This is a genomic window from Microcystis sp. M_OC_Ca_00000000_C217Col, from assembly GCF_007095585.1.
Taxonomy (GTDB): Bacteria; Cyanobacteriota; Cyanobacteriia; order Cyanobacteriales; family Microcystaceae; genus Microcystis; species Microcystis panniformis.
The window spans coordinates 1-10,696 of the sequence record NZ_SFBV01000323.1 but is presented as its reverse complement, the minus strand read 5'-3'; the positions used below and the strand labels follow the sequence as shown (position 1 = coordinate 10,696).

9 protein-coding genes are annotated in these 10,696 nt (G+C 44.8%); 4 read left to right on the top strand and 5 right to left on the bottom strand.

Going from position 1 to position 10,696, the window contains the following annotated elements; genetic code table 11:
- Positions 1 to 114 precede the first annotated feature (114 nt).
- The 4 genes from EWV66_RS20600 (at position 115) to EWV66_RS20585 (ending at position 3,694) form a co-directional block, all read left to right on the top strand.
- On the top strand, positions 115 to 369 hold the full coding sequence (locus tag EWV66_RS20600) for a hypothetical protein (protein ID WP_158499378.1): 255 nt from the start codon (positions 115 to 117) through the stop codon (positions 367 to 369).
- 933 nt (positions 370 to 1,302) lie between these two features.
- Positions 1,303 to 2,049, top strand: a complete 747-nt coding sequence (locus EWV66_RS20595; RefSeq protein WP_072927031.1) for a pseudouridine synthase — start codon at positions 1,303 to 1,305, stop codon at positions 2,047 to 2,049.
- Positions 2,050 to 2,075: 26 nt separating this feature from the next.
- Complete coding sequence (locus EWV66_RS20590; RefSeq protein ID WP_072927029.1) at positions 2,076 to 2,837, top strand: helix-turn-helix domain-containing protein; 762 nt, start codon at positions 2,076 to 2,078, stop codon at positions 2,835 to 2,837.
- A gap of 8 nt (positions 2,838 to 2,845) precedes the next feature.
- Complete coding sequence (locus EWV66_RS20585) at positions 2,846 to 3,694, top strand: ADP-ribosylglycohydrolase family protein (RefSeq protein ID WP_052277866.1); 849 nt, start codon at positions 2,846 to 2,848, stop codon at positions 3,692 to 3,694.
- A 217-nt stretch (positions 3,695 to 3,911) separates the two neighbouring features.
- Here the strand turns inward: EWV66_RS20585 and EWV66_RS20580 are convergent, their stop codons facing one another.
- From EWV66_RS20580 to EWV66_RS20560, 5 genes are all read right to left on the bottom strand, one after another.
- A complete protein-coding gene (locus EWV66_RS20580; RefSeq protein WP_072927028.1) occupies positions 3,912 to 4,904 on the bottom strand; it encodes an aldo/keto reductase in 993 nt (330 codons plus the stop codon).
- A 143-nt stretch (positions 4,905 to 5,047) separates the two neighbouring features.
- Positions 5,048 to 8,113, bottom strand: coding sequence for an efflux RND transporter permease subunit (locus EWV66_RS20575; RefSeq protein ID WP_287107641.1), 3,066 nt, complete (start codon positions 8,111 to 8,113; stop codon positions 5,048 to 5,050).
- Positions 8,114 to 8,138: 25 nt separating this feature from the next.
- Positions 8,139 to 8,531, bottom strand: coding sequence for a four helix bundle protein (locus tag EWV66_RS20570; RefSeq protein WP_052277868.1), 393 nt, complete (start codon positions 8,529 to 8,531; stop codon positions 8,139 to 8,141).
- Between the two features lie 68 nt (positions 8,532 to 8,599).
- Positions 8,600 to 10,060: an efflux RND transporter periplasmic adaptor subunit gene (locus EWV66_RS20565; RefSeq protein WP_287107642.1), complete on the bottom strand. Its 1,461-nt coding sequence runs from the start codon at positions 10,058 to 10,060 to the stop codon at positions 8,600 to 8,602.
- A gap of 327 nt (positions 10,061 to 10,387) precedes the next feature.
- Positions 10,388 to 10,696 (bottom strand): zinc ribbon domain-containing protein (locus EWV66_RS20560; protein WP_287116027.1); only part of this gene is annotated, 309 nt, incomplete at its 5' end.

Here is a 10,696-nt window from a genome sequence, read left to right as displayed (position 1 = left end):
CCCCTAAGCCGAGTTTTCAAGGTGCTGCGCCGTCCACTTGGTTTTCGAGACTGGCCTTTTAATTCTAACGTAAAGCCAACCTAGAACGGCGGGGTTTCAGACCCAAAATTTCCGATGAGCGGTAGCAAGACGATCCACAACTCCACACCATTCACCCTCAACGTGACCATCATCGGGCGGAATGGCTCCGAACCGTCAAAGGACGGCAACTATGTCAGCGCATCGATCGCGCCCAACGCGAGCTATACGCTTCAATACGGCAACGACCAGAACCCATACATGAATGTCCTGAGGTTCTCGATCTCCGGGCAGGGCATGATGGACGATACACTGTTACAGAAGGTTCAACCGTTGTTAAACGAACTATAAAACTAGAATCAACACAGATAAATGTATTAGTCATTATTTTCTCTATTCATTCACAATTTCTTCCATCAATTGCTGATCTCTTTCTTCTCTCATTTGATGAATAATTTCAGTAACATCGGTTTCAAATGGTTTTCCCTGACGACGTTCATAAATAGCTTTTCGAGTCGCGTCAATTCGTTCTAATGCAATTTACCAAGAGGGGTGATCTTTGAGTTTTTTTCCTAACAATTCCTGTTCTTCTAGGGACAAGGATTGGCTCTTCTCGACTTTGTGTGATAATTTTTGCTTATCTAAGGTTAAATGCTTACTGGGCAAGACTTTTAGGACTATTTTGAAAGAAGAAACTATCAGTATAGACCTCGTTTACACACAGAAACCAGAAGAGCCAAGGATTTAATTGCATTAACTAGAGATTCCACGAGTTCAATATTCATTTTTTTACATCTTTGACCAAAATTATCGGTGTTTATGAAGAGTTACTATAGCCTAGCCTTTGAATTATAACAAAGAGACGCAAACTCCGTCACTTACGTCCCCAATTCATCATCAATCAAAGTTTACCGCTTGGATAACCGAGAAATAACCCGTTTAAAGTCATATCCCCCCGTAAGGAAAATTAACCCGACTTTTTTAACAATTGTCGGCAAAATTTTGCTTGCTTTTTTCACGGCTTTTTGAGATGATATTTTTATAAGACTTTATATACAATCGAGTGTTGGCAACCAAAAAAAATATAAACAGATTCCGATTATAAGAAAATTGTAACCGAAGCCAGCGCCCAAGTCAAGGGATCACTCCTTTTTTTTTGAGAAGTTTTCCAAGAAAAAAATCCAAGAGGCAGCCGGAGATATTCGGTTTTTCTTCACTTTTTGGGCGAAAAAACCCTTTTAGGATGCCTATAATAGGAGATAGAAAGGGTTAAAAACAAAAAAAATGGCGGAGAGAGTCCAGAAAATCCTTGCCCAGTGGGGAATTGCCTCCCGAAGAAGGGCGGAGGAGATGATTGTGGCCGGCCGGGTGAGACGGAATGGCAAAATCGTGCAGTTAGGAGAAAAAGCCGACCCCGAAAAAGATCACCTAGAGATAGACGGAAAAAAAATTGAACCGGGCAATCGTCCCCAAAGATTGTATATACTAATCAACAAACCCATTGGTGTGGTTTCTACCTGTAAGGATCCGCAAAACCGGCCGACGGTGATTGACCTTTTGCCCGACTCCCTCGCTGGCGAGACAGGGTTACATCCCGTAGGACGGTTGGACATTAACACCACTGGGGCTTTACTCCTCACCAACGACGGTCAACTCACCCTCACCCTCACCCATCCCCGTTATCATTTGCCCAAAACCTATCGGGTTTGGCTAGATGGTGCGGTTGATAGACTTGCTCTCCAGCGTTGGCGAGAAGGTATCCTCTTAGGGGGAAAAAAAACCTTACCCGCACAGGTTGAGATTCTCAAGCAAACCGACCAAAAAACCCTATTAGAAGTTATTTTAGTGGAGGGAAGAAATCGGCAGATTCGCTGTGTAGCTGAAGAATTAGGTTATCACGTCCTGAAACTTCATCGCAGTGCCATCGGTCCTATTCAGCTAAACTCTGGTAATAATTCCCCCTTACCCTTGGGTCATTACCGTTTTTTAACCCTTGATGAACTGAAATATTTAAAAAACCCGATTAACTAAGCTGAAAGTCAGCCCCTAATAGCGATATGTTTCGCCTTCTCCAATCACAACTTGATCCCCAGCATAAACAGCGCACCAAATTACTGGAAATCGGCGTTTATTTGCAAAAAAATCGCCTAGAACAGTCCCTTTCTCTCGAGGAAATTGCCCAGAAAACCTTGATCCCGCGCCATCGTCTAGAAGCGCTGGAAGCGGGGGATTTGGAGGCATTGCCCGAACCGATTTATATTCGTTGGTTAATCAAACAATTTGCCGATAGTCTGTCCCTAGATGGTGAGACGGTTAGCCGGCGTTTTCCCACCAAGGTAAATAACTTTTTTAGGGGAATAAAACCGTCTTTATCGCTGCCGAGTCTTCAAATTCGCCCGATTCATCTCTATTTTCTCTATTTAATCTTAGTTATTGGTTCCGTACAAACCCTATCCCACGTCCTGCAAAAATCGGTACTGCAATCGAATCGCTTGCCGCCGCCTTCCTTGCCACAACAGCAAATTGTGCAACCGAAAAGCAACCCCCTTCAACCGGTAGCCAACAAAACCAGCAATAATCAGCAGCTGGTGGTGGAGGTAAAACTGGAAGATGACTGCTGGCTGCGGGTGGTGGTGGATGGGAAGACAGAATTTGAAGGTGTGCTGCCCCAGGGAAGCCATCGCACTTGGCAAGCAAACCGAGAATTAACCGTGAGAGCGGGTAATGCCGGCGGGGTTTACGTTGCTGTTAATAATGCCAATGCTAAACAACTGGGGCAACCGGGCAAAGTCGAGGAAGTCACCTACCGGGCAAATTGAGCTAATTTATGCAAAAGGTTTTTTCACCCCTCGATCGCCTTCAGGGAGGGTTAATCGGGGCATATATTGGGGAATCCTTGCATAATCAACCCCTAATACCAGCCTTTAACTATGAGGCTACACCAAGCACGACCCTGCTTTTACAAGCTCTGCAATCTCAGGAAGATTTGCCCATTGCGATCGAAGCTAGGCAGCAGTCGGAATCGGCGTTATTATTTGTGCTGTTGCCGGAGATTTTAACCTGGCCTGACCATGGGGAACGTTGGCAAGCTAGATTAAATTTTTGGCTGAAAAAGGGCTTAATTTCCGAGTTAACCCGACAAGAAGCGATAATTTGGGGAGAGGCAGTAGGTCTGTTATTAGAGGGAAAAAGGCCTTTAAATCAGTTAATGGGGCAACTACTAACTATTAACCCCAAGAATAAGCTATTAGAGCAGATTCAGTCAGCTTTAGGACAGAATCATCCCCTAGAGTCCATTTTATCGGCTTGGGCGAAAGATATCTCACCTTTAGGAATTGCCATCGCAGCTTCTCTCTATACTTTTCTGCAAACGACCGAGGATTTCGCCGTGAGCGTGCGTCGCGCTAATTCTAGTCCCTATCAACGGCAATTAACCACCACTTTAGCGGGGATTTGGGCGGGATTGTACAACGGTATCGAGGGGATTCCCCTAGCTTGGCGGCAAAATTTGCCGAAAGAGCCAGTTAAACAGCAATTAATGGATAAAGCTGGGGAAATCTATCGAATTTCTTTGGGTATATCTCCTCATCTTGTCCTATCTCCCCATACTGCCGTCGCTTACGGGGGAACAATCCAACCCCGTCCTAGCTTAAAATTGGTCTCTCAAGATAAGTAGGGTTTGCTGAAAAAGTTTTTCCTGGTGTGGGGTGTGGGGTGTGGGGTGTGGGGTGTGGGGTGTGGGGTTTTACCCATTTTCACCTGGTCAATTACCTAATTTTCAGGGAAAAAGTCCAGGGATTTTCCCCCCAATCACTCCAATGGTCGGCACTTTTTGAGGTCAAAAAAGTCTAAAAGCCTTATCCAGCAAAGTTTTTAGATTTATTCAGCAAACCCTACTTAGTTTGAAAGATATTTTGCACCATTTTTTTATCTAAACCTGCGGCAATTTTATCTAATTCTGTTATTTCCCCACTGTCTAAACTCCATCCTAAAGCGCCTAAATTATCCTCAGCTTGCCGAACATTTTTAGCTCCGGGTATAGGAATTGTTCCCTTACAGATACACCAATTTAAGGCAACTTGGCTAATAGTTTTATTTTTAGCTTGGGCGATAACTTCTAGGCAACTCATCAGAGGCGAAATAGCGGGAATTAATTGACCAAAAAGGAAGCGACGTAATCCTGGGGGTAAGTTTTTATTATCTCGATATTTCCCGGTTAATAACCCCAAAGCTAAGGGACTATAGGCAATAATTTTAATACCCAATTGCTCACATAGTTCCTTTAATCCCAAGTCAGCGAGAGGATAGGTAGAAAGGAGAGAATACTGTACCTGTAAACTGGTAATAGGAATGCCGCGACTGGCAAACTTTTGATAGGCAGACTTCAATCTTTTCGGTCCAAAATTGGATAAACCCACCCCTTTAACTAACCCCTTTTCCAGACAATCCCCCAATCCGTCTAATAATCCTCCCTCCTGCCATGGCGCATAATTGCCCGTTGACCAGTGCATTTGCACTAAATCCACCGGGCGGCCTAGTCTGGTTGCCGAAGCTTGACAAGCTTTCACCATGGCATGACGGGTTAAACGCCAAGGATAAGGGGCGAGTTTGGTAGCAATACGGATATGATCAGCGTTATAACCGGTATATTCCCCTGTAAAGCGTCCTAATAGCTTCTCACTCTGTCCGTTGAGTTTGCCTGTGCCGTAGGAGTCTCCCGTATCAAATAGGGTGACACCCCGCTCGACGCAGAGATTAAAAACCGCTTGTAACTGGCTATCCATACTCTCATCATAACCCCAGAGAAGACGATTTCCCCAGGCCCAAGTACCGCAGCCCATGGGGGGAAGGGATAGAGTTTGATGTGTGACTTTCAAGGGATTCATGGGTTAGTTTCTCTGGGTTTTTTCTCAAGCTTTCAGCAAGATATTTTATACTAAATCTGGTTATTAAAGACTGATTATTTATTCCCATTTTTGCCTTCTGCATGAGTAGAAAACGGGTTTCTCGGAGAAACCCGTTTTCTGTACTAAATCGACTTGGGTTTTTGTTTAACAAATAATCCCCGGAACCAATAGTAAAAACTATCGATATAAGTAAAGATTACCGGCACAACCACCAAAGTTAATAGGGTGGAAGTGGTAAAACCACCAATAACGGCAATCGCCATCGGTGCGCGAATTTCCCCATCTGCACCTAAAGCTAAAGCAATCGGTAACATCCCGGCAATTGTGGAAACGGAGGTCATAATAATTGGTCGTAAACGAGAGACTCCCGAATCAATCACCGCCTTAAATTGCGGTTTCCCTTCCTGAAGACCACTCAAGGCAAAATCTACTAACAGAATCGCATTTTTAGTGACTAATCCCATCAGTAAAACTATGCCAATTAAAGCGTATAAACCTAACTCTTTTTGGGTAATTAAAAGAGCGATTAAAGTACCACCAATCGATAAGGGAAGGGAAGTTAAAATCGCTAAGGGATAGAGGAAATTGTTATACAATAAGACCAGAATCCCATAGATAGAAATAATTGCTAAACTTAACGCCCCCAAAAAACGAGCGAAGATATCGCGCATAATACGAGCATCACCAAAGGGTTCTTCTGTCACCTCTGGGGGTAGGTTTTTCATGATTGGTAAAGCGCGAATTTGTGTCACCGCACTTCCCAACGAAACTCCCTCTAAATTAGCTCCAATATTAACCTGACGTTGACGGTTAAAGCGTTGAATTTCCGCAGGTCCACTACCTAAGCTAATTGTCGCCACCGAGTTAAGCGGTACTAACGTCCCATTACTGCTAGGAACGCGCAAATTTTGCAGAGTTTCTATCTCACTGCGTCCATCATTGGCAATTTTCACCCGGATGGGAATTTGTCGGTCAGCAAGGTTAAATTTAGCTAAATTAAACTCATTATCGCCAATTAAAGCTAAAGATGCAGTACGGGCGATCGCTCTGACTGAGACTCCCTGATCGGCAGCCCGCACGGTATCCGGTTGAATAATGATCTCCGGTTTAACTAAACTTACCCCGGAACTGACCTCGACAAAACCGGGTAAAGCTCGCATTTCTCGCTCTAATTTTTGGGCAGTTTGGGTTAAAATATCGCCATTTTCACTTTTTAAAATAATAGCCACATCCTTAGTGCTTCCTGCTCCCCCCTGCGCCCGAAAAGTCACTCTAGCCCCCGGTATCTTCTGGAAATCCCGACGGGTTTGTTCCTCAAATTGCCGTTGAGTTAGCGATCGCTGTTCCTTCGGAACTAAATTAACATATATTAAGCCCGTATTTACCCGTCCCGAATCTCCCGGAATAGCCAAAACATTAGCGACGGCGGGATTTTTTTGCAGTAAACTATTCACCTGATTAGCCACGGCAACGGTATCATTCAAAGTCGCACCGGGAGGCAATTCTAGACTGATGGTACTTAATCCAGTATCCCCGGAACTAAATAACCCTTTTGGAATCAAGGGAACTAACTGTAAACTACCGATAAAAAAGGCCAAAGCCGCCAATAAAGTCAGGATTCGATGACGTAAAGCCCAAGTTAACAAACTTTTGTAGGGACGAAAACGGGGGCGCGAGGAAGGATTATTATCACCAGTTTTCAGCTTTTTCGGCTGTAGAATATAGGCACTTAACATCGGGGTGACGGTGACAGCGATCAAACTGGAGAATAGGGTAGAAACCGCCACCGTAACGCCGAAAGGTTGAAAGAATTGGCCCGGCACACCGCCCATAAAAGCAACCGGCAGGAATACTGCTATAATTGCCGCCGCACTGGCTAAAACGGCTAATCCAATCTCTTTTGAGGCATCAAAGGCCGCTTGCAGGGGTTTTTTACCCATAGCTAAATGTTGATCGATGTCCTCCACCATACACACCGCATCATCCACCAGATTACCCAAAGCTAAAGCTAAGGCCAGTAGGGTCATACCGTTAAGGGTATAATTTAGGGACTGCATCACCCAAAAAGTCGGGAAAATCGACAAAGGCAGGGCTAAACCCGTGATAATCGTGGCACGCCAATTGCCTAAAAATAGACCCACCGTGATCACCGTCATGATGCAACCGATGATCAGATCGCTCAGAAGGCTTTCGTAACTAGCACGAATTGAGTCAGCACGGGTAAAAATTAATTGAAATTTAATATCTTCGGGCAGTTTTTTCTTTAAATTCTCGATTTCTTGGCGCACTGCTGTTTCTACCGTCACCAAGGTGCTGCCAGTCCCCCGTAAAATCGAAAAACCCACCACTGGCTGCCCATCTAAGAGGGCCATTTGTCGAGGATCACTGGAACTATCGCTAACTGTCCCTAAATTGCTTAGGGGGACGGTATCACCGTTAGGTAAAGAGATTTGATAATTCCTTAAATCTTCGATCGTTTCAGCGCTGCCGAGGGTGCGGACGGTTTGTTCACTACCACCGATTTCCGATCGCCCCCCGGGTAAATTAATATTAAAACTGCGAATTTGGTCATTAACCGCCGTGGCCGTGATAGCGTAGGCGATCAGACGACTGGGATCTAAATCTACACGCACTTCTCGATCGACTCCCCCAACGCGATCGACTCGTGCTACCCCCGGCACTCCCGTTAAAGCGCGGCCAATTTGACGATCAACTAGATCACTTAATTCGGCGATCGATCTTTTCGGGGAGGAGATGGTATAGTTCATCACCGCACCCCCGGCAAATTCTAAACGTTGGACAATTGGATCATTAGTATCTTGGGGTAAATCCTGCCGAATTTGCGCTATGGCATTGCGTACATCATTGGTAGCGCGATCGCTGTTAGTGCCAAGGATAAAGTTAACGGTGGTGGTGCTGCTGCCCTCGTTAATAGTAGAAGTAATTTGATCGATATTACCCAAAGCAGCCACCGCATCCTCGACTTTTTTGGTGACTTGGGTTTCCAATTCCTCTGGACCGGCGCCGGGTTGATTAACGGTGATAATCACGGCCGGAATGTCGATGTTAGGAGAGCGATCGATCCCTAATCCTAGAAAGGCAATGTATCCCATTACGGCCATAACCAGGGAGATCAGGATCGTCGGAATGGGATTTTTGATAGACCAATTAGAAATATTAAAAGCCATAATTTCAGTTATCAGTTATCAGTTATCAGTTATCAGTGGGTAAGTTATCAGTTATCAGTTTTTGGTTTTTGGTATTTTCTTGGCAGGTTTTTAGAATAGCCCAAAGCATTTTACCAATTTCCTCCGCATCATCATTGATACTTTGAAAGGCTCTTTCCTCTATGTAATTCGTGTCTTTCAATAGAGACAGCCAATACTTTGTTTCTAGACATTCCTTATAAGCTATTGACATTTTAGCTCGAAAATCAGCTTGAGAAATAGCTCCATTAGCTTCGGCAATGTTAGCCCCGATTGAAGTGCCACTCCTTAATAGCTGTTTTGACAAAACATATTCTTGTTTAGTCTCACACAAATATTTATAGCCTTTAACAATCCTAATGGCAAATTTATAAGCTTTATCATAAACTTTACTCTCCATCTGTTTGCCCCGCTACCGATCACTGATTACTGATTACTGATTACTGATTACTGATTACTGATCACTGATTACTGATTACTGATTGCTGTAATTTTGTCGCCATCACCGAGATAGGCTGCCCCTTTGACCACAATGCGATCGCCCGCTCGTAAACCCGTAAGAATTTCCACGCGATTATTCGGCATAATTTGACCTAATTGCACAGTTTTGGCGGTGACAGTGTTATCAGGTTCCACTAAATAAACTAGAGCTTGATTATCTTTTTGAGGTAAAACTGCGGTCATGGGGACGGTTAAACTATTGCTAGTATTCGTCACGATCGCACCTCGTAAAAACATCCCCGGTTTTAACCCTGTATTGTCAGTTAAATCGACTTTAACCGTTGCTTGACGGGATGCCTCATCGACGATGGGATTAATTTCGCGCACCTGTCCCGATAATTTTAAACTGCTATTAGCATCGGAAGTGATAGTAACGGGCGCTCCGACGCGGATTAAGGGCAATTGATTCTCAGGAACCCGTAATCTTAGCTCTAAACGCCCATTTTCGATGATTTTAAAGAGAGCATTTTGACCGTTGGTGGTGTCCCCGATGCGAGCATTTCTTTCGGCAATTTTGCCACTAACCGGAGAAATCAGGCGCGTCTCGTTTAATTGAGCTTTAACAATAGCTAAACGGCTTTGAGCTTCCGTTAATTGGGCTGTAGCTTGGGCGATCACTTCGGGACGGTTGCCCGCTTGCAATTGCGCTAGTTGCTGCTCTGCTTCTCCTAAACGGGATTGGGTCTGTTGTACGATCGCCGCTTTGTTTCTTTCTTCATTGAGGACCTCATCGAGACGATCCCGGGCGATCGCTCCTTCCGCTTCTAAACTTTGGTTTCTCTGGACGCGTTTTTTAGCCAAATCCCAATCCGATTGAGCTTGACTAATTTCAGCCTTTATGCGTTGAATAGTTTGGTTAGCTCTAGCGATCTCCTCTTTACGGCTACCCGCTTGCAATTCTGCCAAACGCGCCCGGGATTGGGCGACATTTGCCTGTGCTTGGGTTAATTGCGCTTGTAGGACGGTATCATCGAGACGAGCGAGAATTTGACCTTGGCTAACGATATCACCCTCATCGACAAAGATTTCTTTGATTTGTAGTCCCGTCGCTTGGGAAAGAATCGGGATTAATTCGTAGGCTGCCACGCTTCCAGTCGCTTTCAGGGTGCGGGCCACGGCAGTGGATTCCACCCTAGTGGTGGTTACTGTTTGTGCTGGTGCCTCATTTTTTGCCGCTACGGGCTGAGTATTGGGGTTTTGGGCTGTTTGGGGTCGATTAGCGAAACGAGTCGCCCCTAGGGTCAATAAAACCCCCAATCCCACGCCGATAAATAAACCCCTTCCTCCCGATAGCCAAGAGTTGGTTTTTGTCGGTTTTGGCGAGTATTCGGTTTCCTCTGGCTCAATTTCGGGTTTAAATGCGATAACTTCGGGAACTAGCGAATTATCGGCTGAATGCTGGTTATTTTCTAGGGTATCTGGCCGCACGGTCTGCCCTCTCGGTAGATTCTGGATAAAATGTTAAGTTTTGTATCCATTTATAATCTAACGGAAAAAGGTCACGGGTGGGGAAAGTGAGAAAGTGGACTTGCTGTGAAAATCCCAAATTGTCGTGGTTGGTGAGGATTCAGTAGGCAGTAGTCAGGAGACTCCGAGACAGTAGGCAGTATTCAGGAGAATTAAGAATGAGTAATAATCAATTAAATGGTTTATTTAGAGATTTTATGCCAGTTAATCTGGCTCTCCCCTACTTGTGGTCATAAGAAAAAGTTTTGACATCCTCACCGCCGTAAAACGGACGGCGATTCCCAAACCTCACGATTTGGGTTTCTGCTTCTTTCCCTTGCGGGGTTCCGCACCTGCCTGAACAGATTTACTCTGTTCTGGTCTTATGGTCGCTCTACAGACTGACACCGCAAGCCCTGAGGCCAAAATATTTTTACTCGCGTTAATATCTCGGTCATGGTGAGTCCCACAGTCTGGACAATCCCACTCTCGAATATTTAACGGCATTTTTTCAGCAATATACCCGCAATTACTACATCTTTTAGAGCTAGGAAACCATCTATCTATTTCGATGTAATTTCTGCCGTACCAACGGCATTTATAGGCTAATTGTCGGGT